This window comes from Micropruina glycogenica (assembly GCF_900289045.1).
In the GTDB taxonomy this organism is placed as follows: Bacteria; Actinomycetota; Actinomycetes; order Propionibacteriales; family Propionibacteriaceae; genus Micropruina; species Micropruina glycogenica.
The window spans coordinates 2772638-2785476 of the sequence record NZ_LT985188.1; the positions used below are offsets into that span (position 1 = coordinate 2772638).

Genomic DNA, 12839 nt, shown 5'->3' on the forward strand with positions numbered 1-12839 from the left:
GCGGTCTGGATCAGAGGTGCCACGTCGTCGACCGCGACCTCGTACTGACCCGCCTCGGACACATGCCAGCCGAACACACCCAAATCGCAGCGGCCCTGCTGCGTGAGCAGACCCGCGGTCGCACTGATCTGCCGCGATCGGGGCGGAGGCGTCAGGTGTCGAGGAGGGCGATGTCGAGGTCGTAGGCGAGGACGATGGCCTTAGCCAGCAGCATTTCCTGTTCGGAGCTCAGGAAGCCGACGGTTCGTCCGAGCAGGTTGGCGGGGATGGTCACAACGTTGTCAAGGGAGATCACGCTCAGCTGTTCGAGACCATTGTCCGGCCCGACCGAGACTTCGCTATTGAGACCCTTGATGGTCGAGGTGATCGGGGCGACGGTGACCTTCGTCATGGCGGCACGGGCAGCCTCACGGGTCAGTACGACCACTGGACGGGTCTTGTCCAACCGGGCCAGACAGATCTCGCGCACGCTAGCCGGCGATGTCGAGGTGGCCGACCGTCCACTCCACCAGTGGGTCCAGATCATCGGCGGCACCCTGCTGGCGAAGGATCACAGCGTCGGCCTCGGCGGCCTGGCGTCGCATCTCACGCTCCAGCGCGGCACTGACCAGCTGTGCGCGGCTGGCGGCCTTGCCTTGGGCCACGGCTTGGTCGAGGAAAGCCACCATCTCGTCAGGTAGCCGGACTGCAATCTGGGTGCTCATGACACAAAGGTACCAGCCGTACATCCCGATATGGGATTCACTGTGATGCCGCCATCCGCGCGGTCGACCGCGCCGGCTGTTCGTGTCGACCACAGTCCCGCAGTGTCGCCGCGGCCGCGAGTTGTCCGCCGTTGAAGTCAGGAAGGCCGTGCGGGCTTGGTGGCGATGCCGTCCAGCCAGAGGGTGTCTGACTCGTCGCGGTGCGTTCCGGTGCTTGCCACGTGCTTGGGGTCGATCACTGCTCGGGCAGGCTGATGTCGTCCGGGGTCTTGTCCGGACGCCACCCGCGCCACACCGGCATGCGCAGCCGGCCCGCCTGCGTCCAGACCCCGTAGGTGACCTCGCCGACCAGAATCGGCTCGACCCAGTGGGCGCCCTTGCGATCGGCCGCCGGAATGTCGGGCACCGTCGTCGCAGCCACCTCGATCTCTGACAGCACCAGCTTGGTGTCGGCCAGGTCCTTCTCGGTGAAGCCTGACCCGACTCGTCCGACGTAGGTGAGCGCGTCGCCGTTAGGCACCGCCATCAGCAGCGCACCGATGGTGCGGGCGCGGGCGCTCTCGCCGGGCGTCCAGCCGATGATCACCACCTCTTGGGCGAGCAGGTGCTTGATCTTGATCCAGGTGTCCACCCGGCGGCCCGGCTGATAGACGCTGTCGGGCCGCTTGGCCACCACGCCTTCGAGGCCCAGTTCGCGACTGATCGCCAGGGCCTCGTCGGCGTCGGTGCCGAGCTGGGTGCTGAGTTGAATGCGGCGGGTGCCGTCGCCGAGCAGTGCGGCCAGTTGCTCACGCCTGGCGGTGTAGGGCTCGTGCAGCTGCGAGCGTCCGTCGAGCCGAAGCAGGTCGAACACCATGTAGTGCGCCTCGCCGCGGTGTTCGGCCCGGTTCTGCAGCCGCTCGAAACTCGGCCGTCCGTCCGGGTCGAGAAACACCACCTCGCCGTCGAGCACGGCGTCGTGCGGAGCGATCAGGCGGGCGAGTTCGGCGAGTTCGGGGAAGTCCTTGGTGAGGTCGTGGCCCCGCCTGCTGGCGAGTCGCACCGCGCCGTCGTTCACCGTAGCCAGAGCCCGGTAGCCGTCCCACTTGACCTCGAACACCCAGTCGCCGTGTTGGACGTCTTGCGCGACGCCGGCCGTGGCGAGCATGGGGGCGATGGTGGGGGCCTCGGCGGAGGCGGTCTCGTCACGCTCGACCGCCGGGGACGACTCGGTTGGCGTCGTGGTCGAGCTTGGAGATCCCGGCGTTCGCCGGGATGACGAAGGGGCGGGCCGGGATGACGATTTGTCATCGGCCGGCGCCATCAGGTGAATCAGCCAGTTCTTCTCGTCGCCGCCCATCTTCGTGTGCAGCAGCGCGAACCGCCGGGGCACGCCGCCCAAGCCGCCGTCGGGGCGTCCGGTCAGGGTGGCGATCACCTCTTTGCCGTCGCGCCACTTCTCGAGCTCGAAGGTGCCGGCGTCCCAGATGTCAACGTGCCCGCCGCCGTACTCGCCGCGCGGAATATCGCCCTCGAAGCTGCCGTACTCGAGCGGGTGGTCTTCGGTCTGCACCGCCAGATGGTTCACCGCCGGGTCGGTCGGTGGGCCTTTGGGTATGGCCCACGACACCAGTACCCCGTCGTGTTCGAGCCTGAAGTCGTAGTGCAGCCGGCGGGCGTGGTGCTCTTGAATCACGAACGAATTGCCTAGTGGACGAGGTTCCGGACGGTCCGCTGGCACCGGTTCGGGGGTCTTGGCCGGGTCGCGCATCGAGCGGTAGGTGGTGAGGCGGTCGGGGGTCTCGACGAGCTCGACCGGCGGGGACTCGACGAGCTCGACCGGCGGGAACTCGATCGCCGCGAAGGGGTCGCCCATGGATGCGAGCCGCTCCAGCACCTCGTCGAACTCCAGTTGCCGCAGTCCCGGCCCCAGCTCGTCCCAGGTGCGCGGGGCCGCCACGGTCGGGTGCGCGCGCCCCCGCAGCGAGTAGGGGGCGATGGTGGTCTTTGCGGCGTTGTTCTGGCTCCAGTCGAGCAGCACCCGACCCTCGCGCAGCTTCTTGTTCATGTCGCTGACCACCAGGTCGGGGCGCATCGCCTCCAACGTGAGGGCCAGCTCGTGCGCCCACGCCGACACCTCGTCGGACGTCATCTCGCCGCCGAGCGCGGCGTAGAGGTGAATGCCCTTGCTGCCGCTGGTGACCGGCACCGAGGCGAACCCGACCTGATCGAGCACCTCGCGCAGCAACTGCGCCACCTCGACGCACTGCTCGATGCCCGCTCCCGCCCCCGGGTCGAGGTCGATCACCAGCCGGTTGGGGGGTTGCCGTTCGCCGTCGAGCACCGTCCACTGCGGCACGTGCAGTTCGAGCGCGGCCAACTGCGCCAGCCACACCAGGGTCGCGGCGTCGTCGATCAGCGGGTAGACGTTGTCGCCCTCGGAGTGCTCGATGGTGAACGTGCGTACCCAGTCGGGCGTCGACTTGGGGTCGAGGTTCTTGTGAAAGAACGGCGTCTGCGGCTGCTCAGGGGTGCCGACGCCGTTGGGCCAGCGCTTGCGAGTGGCCGGGCGATGCGCCGCGTGCGGCACGAAGTACGGCGCGACGGCCTGGTAGTACGCGATCACGTCGCCCTTGGTGGTGCCCGTCTCGGGGTACAGCACCTTGTCGAGGTTGGTCACCTTGATCAGGCGACCGTCGACGTCGAGGTGCTGATCGGCCGGGCTCATGGCGGCCAGTCTGGCACCCGTGCGACGGCGCTGGCAGGGTGAGCGCATGGCGACTCTGGAGTTGACCCGGGTGCTGGCACCCCGCGGACCGGCCGGTGCACTGGTGCTCACCGACGAAGAGGTCGCCGTGCTGGGCGGCGGCAAGCGCGCCGGGGTGCTGGTGCGTGTGGGTGACCGCGAGGCGCGGTTGCGGCTGGGCGTGATGGGCGTCGAGAACCTGATCGGCATGAGCAAGGCGACCCGCACCGACCTGGGGCCCGAGGTGGGCCAGCAGGTCACGGCAACCATCACCGTCGACGAGGCGCCGCGCGAGGTCGACGTGCCCGACGACCTGGCCGTCGCGCTGGCCGGGGACGCCGCCGCCAAGGACGCCTTCGAGGCCCTGCCCTTCAGCGCACGCAAAGAGTTCGCGGTCTGGGTGGGCGGGGCGAAACGTGCCGACACTCGTGCGCGTCGGCTGGAGGACACGCTGCGCCTGCTGCACGAGGGGAAGCGCCTCAGCTAGGCGCTCCTCGCGCCGAAGAGCGAGCGCTCGCGGTGCCGACCTGCCGACTCTTTCGGCCCGTCGTGATCGGTCGGGGTCGGTTTTCGGCGGAAAGTCGGATGCCCACCACCGCGACCAGGTGAGCAACCTCTGACCGTCCATCGACCCCCAGCCAATGCGACTTGACCGCAACCGAATGACGGTTCCGAGTGCCAGCCCAAGCAGCTCCAGCGCATCACCGACGGGTCGCGGTGCGGCGTGCCGCCCAAACCACCTGATTCTGACGGGCTGGACGATCGGGTTCGGCCGCTGGGTGCGGCGCGCCGGCAAGGAGCGCGCCCGCCGTCAGGTGGGGGTAACACGGGCAGCACCCGCGAGGCGTCCGACTGGGACAGCTTTGTACGTGCCACTCCGGTCTCTGGTCGGGTTCGGTCGAGACCCGCGCTGGTCGGGCTCGGTCGAGACCTGCGCTGGGTCGGGCTCGGTCAAGACCTGCGCCGGTCGGGGTTTTGACGCACTCGATCAGCGGGACGGGCGTCGGCCGGCTCGGCGGCGTCCGGTCGCTTTCGCATCGCATGGAAGACTCACCCCATGCAGTGGGGTGACCGCGACGGCTACGTCAAAGAGTCCACCTGGGCCACCCTGCCCGCAGTGCTGCTGGGGCTGGGGGCGATGTTTCTGCTGGTGTACCACCAGTACACCTTGGGCTACCTCCTGGTGGCGTGCGGCCTGTTCGGCGCCTGGCTGTGCGACTTCACCACCTTGTCGGTCGGGTTGCTCGCCGACATCACCACGGTGGCGACCGGTGTGGTGATTCTGAGCCTGTCCGACCTGGCGGCCGACCTGTCGAACCTGGGCATGCTGCGCTTCGCCGTGGTGCTCGGCGGTGCCGTCGCCGTGCCGTACGCGCTGCACCGCTGGGTGTTTCGCGCCGAGCCGGTCAAGTTTCCGTGGGGCGGGTGGCGCTGGAACCGCGCCCAGTGGACGTACCTGGCCGCCGTCGTGGTGGTCGGCTACCTGGTGCTGCCGTGGTACTTCATCAGCACCGGCGTGTACCTCAACTGGCCGCCGGTGCACACCCCCGACCAGGTCGTCCGGCTGTTCATCGGCGTGAACGCCGTCGGAATCTGGGACGAGCTGTTCTTCATCTGCATCGTCTTCACCCTGTACCGGCGGCACTTCAAGCTGTGGCAGGCGAACCTGCTGCAGGCGATGATCTTCGTGTCGTTTCTGTGGGAACTGGGCTACCAGTCGTGGGGCCCCCTGCTCACCATTCCGTTCGCTCTGGTACAGGGCGCCATCTTTCAGCTGACCAAGAACCTGGCCTACGTGATAACCGTGCACCTGTTGTTCGACCTGGTGGTGTTCTTGGTGCTGATCCACGGGCACAATCCTGCTTGGCCGCACATCTTCATCACCGCCTAGGAGCCCTCGTGTCCCGGTCCCTGCCCTCCCCCGTGCCGTTCGGCAGCGTCAACGGCGAGCCGGTTGAGCTCGTCCGCCTCGAAGCCGACGACCTGGCCGTCGAGTTGTTGTCGATCGGCGCCGCCGTGCATCGGGTGGTGGTGGCCGGACGCGACGTGGCGCTCGGTCACCCCGACGCCCAGGGCTACGCCGACTCGATGTTCTGCATCGGCCTCACCATCGGACGGTTCGCCAACCGCATCGGCGGCGCCCGGTTCACGTTGGACGGTTCCCGCTACATTCTGAGCGCCAACGAGGGCGCCAGCACGTTGCACGGAGGCCCGGACGGCTTTCACCGACGGGTCTGGACGATCACCGAGGTGGGGCCCGATTCGGTGACGTTCGGCATCGTCAGCGCCGATGGCGATCAGGGCTTTCCGGGCGAGCTGACGGCGTCGGTGCGGTACACGATCGCGCCGGGTGAGCTGCGCATGACCTATTCGGCCACCACCACCGCGCCCACCGTGGTGAACTTCACCAACCACAGTTACTTCAACGCAGCTGGCGAGGCGTCCGGCTCTACCGACGAGCAGCTGATCGCGGTGCCGGGCGCGCAGGTGGTCGAGGTGAACGATGAGCTGATCCCCACTGGACGGCTCGTTCCCGTCGGTTTGCACGATCTGCGCACCCCACGGCGCATCGTGGACGCCGCCCCGCTCGACACCTGCTTCGTGGTGGACGGCGAGCCGGGCACGCTGCGTCCACACGCCACGTTGAGTGCCACCGACCTGGCCATCGACGTGCTGAGCGACCAGCCGGGCATTCAGCTGTACACCGCCGACGTGATGAACGACGTGCCGGGGCTCACGGGCACGTACGGCCCGCGGTCGGGTTTGGCGCTCGAGACCCAGAACTTTCCCGACGCCCCCAACCACGAGGGCTTTCCGAACTCGGTGCTGCGCCCGGGTGAGCAGTTCACGAGCACGACGATCTGGCGGTTCCGCCCGCTCGGCTGACCGTTATCGGGTCACGTGACGCGAGTTGGGGACGGTTCCTATCCTGCGCCAACAGGTACAGTGGCGCGAACGCACCGCTACGCGGCCAGCAGCAGCGCCAGCACGGCGGTGTCGGCGTCTTCGTTGGGGTCGATGCCCGCGCGGCTGACCATGCGGGCGATGTTGCCACGACGGTCGGCCTCGACCCAGGCGGCGCGGTGATCGAGGCCCAGGTGCGGAAGGCCCGGCAGCAGCACGCACCCGGCGGCCACGTCGTCCTGCTCGGGCAGCGACGGACGAATCTCGCTCGGCGGGTGCAGCACGATCAGCCCGGGCGGCTGGTGGGCCGCGAACTGGCCGGGCAGCACCGCGTTCTGCCCCACCACCGGACCCTCGGCGATCACCAGCCCGACGGCCCCCGGGTGGGACGACTCGGGCCGCTCTTCACGCACCCGAAACACGGTGCTGGTGAGCAGCATGCCGGGCACACTCGCCACCCGCACCGCGAGCAGCAGAAAGCGCGCCCACTCCACGGTGCTGGCCGGCCAGCGGCCGGACACCAGAAAGCCGCTGAGCACGCCCTGGGCCTGGAAGGGCGACACCTCGACCGAAATATCGTCATGTTCATGCATCTCGACCTCCTGTAGCAGCCATACCGGAGTTGGCCACATGGTGAATCACATCGGTGTTGGCACACAAGCCCCCGAGAGTGCCAACCTGATGCGCCACATGAGGGTCCTGGGCGACCGGCTGATACCCGACCAGCCGTTCAGCGAACCGAAAGAACCGTCCCCTGGAGTTCAGGGGACAGTTCTTCTGGTCACCGCTCCCTCGGTCACCCCTGACGAGATATTTTCGTTCAGAGCTGAAATCTGACCGTAATAAATCTCTCGCATGGATCATCGTGATGCCGATGCTGGCGCTAGCCTTGTCCATTATGTGAGAATCTCTGCATGACGACCGTTGCTGATGTTGAAGTCTCGGCCCTCACCGGCCACCCCGCGTGGTTGCGACTGAAGGCGGCCGCCACCGAACTGCAGACCCTGCAGGCGGCCAATGGAGCCATTGACGAACCGGGCGACCACGTCCACGCCCGCGAACTTCTCACCACGCTCACCAGCGCCATCGCCGAACTGGCGCCCCTGTTCGCCCATGACGCCGCCTACCTGGACGCCCTGCAGGCCGACTTCGCGCGGTGGGCGTCCGAGGGCTTCGGCGTGCCCGACTTCTACGACTCGCTGGTGCTGTTCCAGCCCCAGCAGCTTCGAGTGGACGGCCTGACCCACCTCGTGATCTTTCCGATGTACACCCAGAACGGCTCGCGCAGCCGGCTGGTTGAGGCCGTGCTCGTACAGGTGATCTGGCCCGACTTCGTGGCGGAGCTCGAGGCCACCGACTACAGCAACAAGCTGTTCGTACCGATTCGTTTTCTTGACTTCACCGCGGGCTACGACACCAACTCGGCCGTCCTGTTCCCCGAGACCGTCGCGATGCGGCAGATTCCCACCTTCACCTGGGGCGCGATCTTCGCCGACCGCGAGGCCGCTCGGTTCCGCCGGGTGCTCGGCGCTGCCGTCGAGGTGACCAAGCTCGACCTGCCGCCCGAGGCCGCCGAACTGCTCGACGATCAGCAACTCGCTGAAGAGACCTTCGTGATGTGGGACCTGATTCACGACCGCACCCACATGCGCGGCGACCTGCCGTTCGACCCGTTCATGATCAAGCAGCGCATGCCGTTCTTTCTGTACTCGCTCGAAGAACTGCGCTGCGACCTGACCGCGTTTCGCGAGTCGGTGGCGATCGATCGCCGCATCGCCGCCCTGGCCGAGCCCACCGCCGAGCAGCTCGAACTGGCCCACCACGCCCGGCTCGTGCAGTACTGCGTGATCTTCGACCGCATCTTCCGCTTCGCGATCACCGGCAACCGGGTGCGCAATTACGACGGCCTCGGCGGCCAGCTGCTGTTCGCCTGGCTGCACCAGCACCACGTGCTGCACTGGACCGACACCCAGCTCGCCTTCGAGTGGGATCGGGTGCCCGACTGCGTCAACGAACTGGGCGCCGCCATCGAGCACCTCTACTGGCGCTCCATCGACCGCCCCAAGATCTCGCACTGGCTGGCCGCCTACGAACTCGTGGCCGCCACCGTCGAGCCGCACCCCGCCTCGGCCTGGAAGGCCGGTGACCTGCCGCTGAAGGGGCTCCCCCGCGAACTCACCGACCTCGTGATGGACGACGAGTTTCCGCTCAGCATGTTCTACGAGGCGTTCGAGAAGAAGATGCGTGACGTGATCGCATCGACTTCGGGCATCACCGGAACCTCGGCCTGATGCGGGTCGTCATCGCGGGCTCGGGCAGCGCACTGGGCGACGCCACGGCGTCGGCTTTGCGTGACGCCGGGCATGAGGCGATCGAGATCGGGCCCGACGAGTGCGACCTGCGCGACTTCGCCGCCGTGCAGGCGCTGGCCGAGCGACTGGGCGCCGTGGACGGCGTGATCCACCTGGTCGGTGGCTGGCGCGGAGGCGGTGGACTGGCCGCCCAGAGCGACGACGACTGGAACTGGCTGCAGACCATGATCGTGGGCACGCTGCGTAACACGACCCGGGCGTTTCTGCCCGCCGTGGCGGCCTCACCGGCCGGCGTGTTCGCCATCGTGTCGCAGAACGGCGTGGCCAAGCCCACCGCCGGCAACGCCAACTATCTGGCCGCCAAAGCGGCCGCCGAGACCTGGCTGCTGGCCGTCGGCGATGCAATGAAGAAGGGCGCGGGACGCGTGCACGTCGAACGCGTGATGGCCCTGTATTCGGACGCCGACGTGGCCGCCGAACCTGAACGCGACTTCAGCCGGCACACGCACGTGCGCGATCTGGGACGCACCCTGGCCGGCCTTTTCGGCTAGACCCGGCCCACCCCTCGGACTCCGCCCAGCGCACCCGACACTCGCGAAATCGCTTATCAGACCACTATTGGCCGGCCGATTCCCGAAGTCCCCCCGGTGGGTGACGGCACCGAGTTGGGCTCTGCGACGCAATTCCTTTAGTGACCCTGTGAAATAACTGAAGAACACTAGGTAACGCAGCGCTCAACCACGGCGCAGTCGCCCTGCGAGTACCGCTCAAAGGGGACCAACCTGGAGTGGAAGGTCGGCGCCACGGTGGTGCGCACCCCGGTCACCACGGCCGCGTGCCCCGACTGCGACGCGCCCAAGACCTGGCCGGGCAAGTGGGCCAACTTCACCGACGGCGATCCCGACACGGTGACGTTCGGCCTGGTCAGCGCGGTGACACAGGGTGCCAACGAGACCGTCGTGTTCACCGACTTGCTGGGTGCCGGACAGCGACTGAACTGCACGTCGCTCCTGGTGCAAGAGGCCGACGCCATCGACGCGTGGGGCGACATTCAGTTCACCGGCACGTGGACGCCCGACTCGGTGACGTGCGACGAAACCGCCGGCACCCTCACCGTGACGGTCACGAGCGCCAGGGCGGGCCAGTACTTCCGCGTGCTGGGCACGGCGATCGCCACCGAGACCCGCACGTCGTACACCGACGAGGGCACGATCACCCAACGCGGAGTCACGCAGCCGGTGCAGGCGTCCGCCATCGTCTACAGCGGCGGCGCCGGGGGCGACGGCGAAACACCCTCGCCGACGCCGACTCCGTCCGAGATCACCGCGACGGCCACCCCAACGCCGACGGAGACCACCCCCAGCGAGACCCCCACCCCCACCGAGACCACCCCGGCGGCGAACCCGACGCCGTCTGAGAGCACCGCCACCACGACTCCCAGCACGACCAAGGCGACCAAGACCCCCACCACGCCCACGACGTCGCTGCCGCAGACCGGCACCGACGCCAGCGCCCTGGGCGCGGGGGTCGGTCTGCTGCTGGTCGTGATGGGCAGTGGGGCTCTGCTTGCCGCGCGCCGGCGGCGCTGAGCCTCACCACGACGTGGGGAGTTCGGGGCAAGCCGAACCCCCCACGTCCCATTCACGGCGGGTGGAATAATCGCCGGGTGCAACTTCACGATCCTGCTCGCCGAGGCTTCGCCAGCGACAACTATTCCGGTGTTCACGCAGAGGTGCTGGCGGCCATCGCCGCGGCCAACGACGGGCACCAGTCGTCGTACGGCAACGACGCCTATACCGCCCGGCTGCAGCAGGTGGTGCAGGGCCACTTCGGCGACCGCGCCGAGGCGTTTCCGATGTTCAACGGCACCGGTGCCAACGTCACGGCTCTGCAGTCGGTGCTGCCGCGCTGGGGTGCGGTGGTGTGCGCGAAGACCGCGCACATCAACGTCGACGAGGGTGGTGCGCCCGAGAAGGTGGGCGGGCTGAAGCTGTACGCGGTACCCACCCCCGACGGCAAGCTGACCCCCGAACTGCTCGACGTCGAGGCGTTCGGGTTCGACGACGAGCACCGCGCCCAGCCCCTGGCCGTGTCGATCACCCAGTCGACCGAGCTGGGCACCCTCTACAGCCCTGACGAGATCGCGGCGCTGGCCGCGCACGCGCACGAGTTGGGCATGACCGTGCATCTGGACGGCGCCCGGCTCTCGAACGCCGCCGCAGCCCTGGGCGTGCCGTTCGCCGCGTTCACCACCGACGCCGGCGTCGACCTGCTCACCCTCGGCGGCACCAAGAACGGCGCGCTGGGGGCCGAGGCGATCGTGGCGCTCGACCCCGACAAGGCCGCCGGCCTGCGCTTTCTGCGCAAGACCAACATGCAACTGGCCAGCAAGATGCGCTTTCTGTCGGCCCAACTCATCGCCCTGTACGAGGGCGACCTCTGGCTGCGCAACGCCGGCCACGCCAACGCGATGGCTGCCCGGCTACGGTCGTCACTCGAAGGCGTGCCTGGGGTCGAGTTCACCCAGCCGACGCAGGCGAACGGCGTGTTCGTGCGGTTACCCGCCGGGGTCGCGGACGCGGTGCGCGAGCAGTTCTTCTTCTACGACTGGGACGGCGCCGCCCGCGAGGTGCGCTGGATGTGTTCCTTCGACACCGCCGAAGAAGACGTGGACGCCTTCGCCGCCCTGATCCGCCAAGCCTCTGGTGGGTAATGCGGACGGTTCCGATTACCGTTCAGCCACATCCTCAAGCCTCTGGTGGGTAATGGGGACGGTTCCGATTACCGTTCAGTCACAGACTCTGGGCGCCTGCAGAACGATAGATGGTGAACGTACCGCCCAAGCATGCAGCCCAATGCCCCGGGAGGTGCAGCGCGGCGGCGTCGTCCAGTCGTGAACGGTAATCGGAACCGTCCCCAACTACCGCCAGAACTCGGTGTGAACGGTAATCGGAACCGTCCCCATTACCCACCGACGCCGTGTTGGGTTGATCCACTTCGGCTACCGCTAGCGGTGCTCATCGTGGATCAACCTCAACCGACTTCGCGCGCCAGGTCGTTCACCCGCTCGGCGCCGGGCAGCGCCAACAGCCCGGCGACCGGAATGAAGAGCTTCGAGTGCCGCACGCCCGACCCGATGCACACCCAGTCACGCTCGGCGACGGCACCGTCCACCCAGATCGGCCAGCCTTCGGGCAGCCCGACGGGGTTGATGCCGCCGTACTCCATGCCGGTGGCCTCCACCGCGTAGTCCATCGGTGCGAACGACGCCTTGCGGGCGTCCAACCGGCGCCGCACCACGTTGTTCACGTCGATTCGGCGGTGCGCCAGCGTCATGCAGCAGGCGTGTTTGTCGACCCCGGCGCGGGTGCCCCGCACGATCACGGCGTTCGCAGAGGCATCCATCGGCACGCCGTACTGTGCGCAGAGCTGCTCGGTGTCGGCGTAGGCGGGATCGATCTCGGCGACCAGCGCGTCAGGTATCAGCCCGATGGCGGCGAGCACCGGTGGGGCCAGCAGGTCGGGACGATCGACGGCCGGCATCGCCTGCAGGGTGCCGAAGACGGACTCACTCATGGCCTGCATACTGCCGCATCACATCTGCCCGCCCGGCCAGCGAGACGACCGCCCGCCCGGCCGCTAGGGTCAGTCCCCATGGCCGAGTCTTCGCCGCAGAAGTCGCGCAAGCGCGACGGTGGCTCCGTTTCGCTGACCCGGTTCATCGTGCTGGTGCCCGCGATCGGCATGATGCTCGGCGCGATCACGCTCACCGTGGTGGGCGCCATCGAGGTGTTCAACACGATCGTGACGGCGTTCGGCGGGCACGCCGAGGCCAAAGACTACGTGATCGCGTTCGTCGAAATCGCCGACGTGTTTCTGCTTGCCGTGGTGCTGTTCATCATCGCCATCGGGCTGTACGAGCTGTTCATCGACGAGATCTCGGGCCTGCCCGACTGGCTGGTCTTCAACTCACTGGACGACCTGAAGAGCCAGTTGATCGGCGTGGTGGTCGTGGTGCTCGCGGTGTTCTTTCTGGCCGCGCCCTTACGGCGACGACGCGCTGAACCTGCTGTACCTGGGCGGCGGCATCGCCGCGGTGACCGCGGCGCTGTCGCTGTTTCTGCGCGCCAAACACTGAGGCCTGTCGAGCGTGTCGAGGCCCCTCGCGGCTGATAGCCAGAGCCGCGCCCTCAC

13 protein-coding genes are annotated in these 12839 nt (G+C 68.0%); 8 read left to right on the plus strand and 5 right to left on the minus strand.

The features are described 5' to 3' along the window. Positions 1-151 precede the first annotated feature (151 nt). The 3 genes from MPLG2_RS13005 to MPLG2_RS13020 form a co-directional block, all read right to left on the minus strand. On the minus strand, positions 152-526 hold the full coding sequence (locus MPLG2_RS13005) for a type II toxin-antitoxin system PemK/MazF family toxin (RefSeq protein WP_269459190.1): 375 nt from the start codon (positions 524-526) through the stop codon (positions 152-154). Then, a complete protein-coding gene (locus MPLG2_RS13010) occupies positions 471-704 on the minus strand; it encodes a ribbon-helix-helix domain-containing protein (RefSeq protein ID WP_105187664.1) in 234 nt (77 codons plus the stop codon). The genes MPLG2_RS13005 and MPLG2_RS13010 overlap by 56 nt, the downstream gene beginning before the upstream one ends. A gap of 235 nt (positions 705-939) precedes the next feature. Continuing rightward, complete coding sequence (locus MPLG2_RS13020) at positions 940-3411, minus strand: ATP-dependent DNA ligase (RefSeq protein WP_105186501.1); 2472 nt, start codon at positions 3409-3411, stop codon at positions 940-942. Between the two features lie 46 nt (positions 3412-3457). Between MPLG2_RS13020 and MPLG2_RS13025 the strand changes: the two genes are divergently transcribed. The 3 genes from MPLG2_RS13025 to MPLG2_RS13035 all read left to right on the plus strand — a co-directional run bounded on the left by MPLG2_RS13025 (position 3458) and on the right by MPLG2_RS13035 (position 6315). Next, positions 3458-3916, plus strand: a complete 459-nt coding sequence (locus MPLG2_RS13025; protein ID WP_105187665.1) for a YdeI/OmpD-associated family protein — start codon at positions 3458-3460, stop codon at positions 3914-3916. Positions 3917-4486: 570 nt separating this feature from the next. Then, positions 4487-5320, plus strand: coding sequence for a CPBP family glutamic-type intramembrane protease (locus tag MPLG2_RS13030; protein WP_105186502.1), 834 nt, complete (start codon positions 4487-4489; stop codon positions 5318-5320). Between the two features lie 8 nt (positions 5321-5328). Then, complete coding sequence (locus MPLG2_RS13035) at positions 5329-6315, plus strand: aldose epimerase family protein (protein WP_158681190.1); 987 nt, start codon at positions 5329-5331, stop codon at positions 6313-6315. A gap of 77 nt (positions 6316-6392) precedes the next feature. On the opposite strand, the gene MPLG2_RS13040 is transcribed toward MPLG2_RS13035, so the two are convergent. Further along, on the minus strand, positions 6393-6926 hold the full coding sequence (locus MPLG2_RS13040) for a peptidase (RefSeq protein ID WP_105186504.1): 534 nt from the start codon (positions 6924-6926) through the stop codon (positions 6393-6395). 321 nt (positions 6927-7247) lie between these two features. Here MPLG2_RS13040 and MPLG2_RS13045 point away from each other — a divergent pair, with 321 nt between their 5' ends. The 4 genes from MPLG2_RS13045 to MPLG2_RS13060 all read left to right on the plus strand — a co-directional run bounded on the left by MPLG2_RS13045 (position 7248) and on the right by MPLG2_RS13060 (position 11358). Next, positions 7248-8624 carry a DUF6421 family protein gene (locus tag MPLG2_RS13045; protein ID WP_105186505.1) on the plus strand — a complete coding sequence of 459 codons (1377 nt, stop codon included), beginning with the start codon at positions 7248-7250 and terminating at the stop codon, positions 8622-8624. Continuing rightward, positions 8624-9196 carry an SDR family NAD(P)-dependent oxidoreductase gene (locus MPLG2_RS13050; protein ID WP_197709941.1) on the plus strand — a complete coding sequence of 191 codons (573 nt, stop codon included), beginning with the start codon at positions 8624-8626 and terminating at the stop codon, positions 9194-9196. Before MPLG2_RS13045 ends, MPLG2_RS13050 begins: the two co-directional genes overlap by 1 nt. A gap of 255 nt (positions 9197-9451) precedes the next feature. Further along, a complete protein-coding gene (locus tag MPLG2_RS13055) occupies positions 9452-10234 on the plus strand; it encodes an LPXTG cell wall anchor domain-containing protein (protein WP_173909628.1) in 783 nt (260 codons plus the stop codon). A gap of 77 nt (positions 10235-10311) precedes the next feature. Then, a complete protein-coding gene (locus tag MPLG2_RS13060) occupies positions 10312-11358 on the plus strand; it encodes a threonine aldolase family protein (protein ID WP_105186508.1) in 1047 nt (348 codons plus the stop codon). 320 nt (positions 11359-11678) lie between these two features. On the opposite strand, the gene MPLG2_RS13065 is transcribed toward MPLG2_RS13060, so the two are convergent. Next, entirely contained in the window at positions 11679-12221 is a 543-nt protein-coding gene (locus MPLG2_RS13065) for a YbaK/EbsC family protein (protein ID WP_105187666.1), read from the minus strand. Between the two features lie 78 nt (positions 12222-12299). On the opposite strand from MPLG2_RS13065, the gene MPLG2_RS13070 reads away from it, so the two are divergent. Next, on the plus strand, positions 12300-12818 hold the full coding sequence (locus MPLG2_RS13070; RefSeq protein ID WP_105186509.1) for a YqhA family protein: 519 nt from the start codon (positions 12300-12302) through the stop codon (positions 12816-12818). Positions 12819-12839: the final 21 nt, after the last annotated feature.

What these genes read in the sequence shown, in the direction of transcription:
- MPLG2_RS13005 (WP_269459190.1), bottom strand. Translation starts at nt 526, where the DNA reads ATGATCTGGACCCACTGGTGGAGTGGACGGTCGGCCACCTCGACATCG.
- MPLG2_RS13010 (WP_105187664.1), bottom strand. Translation starts at nt 704, where the DNA reads ATGAGCACCCAGATTGCAGTCCGGCTACCTGACGAGATGGTGGCTTTC.
- MPLG2_RS13020 (WP_105186501.1), bottom strand. Translation starts at nt 3,411, where the DNA reads ATGAGCCCGGCCGATCAGCACCTCGACGTCGACGGTCGCCTGATCAAG.
- MPLG2_RS13025 (WP_105187665.1), top strand. Translation starts at nt 3,458, where the DNA reads ATGGCGACTCTGGAGTTGACCCGGGTGCTGGCACCCCGCGGACCGGCC.
- MPLG2_RS13030 (WP_105186502.1), top strand. Translation starts at nt 4,487, where the DNA reads ATGCAGTGGGGTGACCGCGACGGCTACGTCAAAGAGTCCACCTGGGCC.
- MPLG2_RS13040 (WP_105186504.1), bottom strand. Translation starts at nt 6,926, where the DNA reads ATGCATGAACATGACGATATTTCGGTCGAGGTGTCGCCCTTCCAGGCC.
- MPLG2_RS13045 (WP_105186505.1), top strand. Translation starts at nt 7,248, where the DNA reads ATGACGACCGTTGCTGATGTTGAAGTCTCGGCCCTCACCGGCCACCCC.
- MPLG2_RS13050 (WP_197709941.1), top strand. Translation starts at nt 8,624, where the DNA reads ATGCGGGTCGTCATCGCGGGCTCGGGCAGCGCACTGGGCGACGCCACG.
- MPLG2_RS13065 (WP_105187666.1), bottom strand. Translation starts at nt 12,221, where the DNA reads ATGAGTGAGTCCGTCTTCGGCACCCTGCAGGCGATGCCGGCCGTCGAT.
- MPLG2_RS13070 (WP_105186509.1), top strand. Translation starts at nt 12,300, where the DNA reads ATGGCCGAGTCTTCGCCGCAGAAGTCGCGCAAGCGCGACGGTGGCTCC.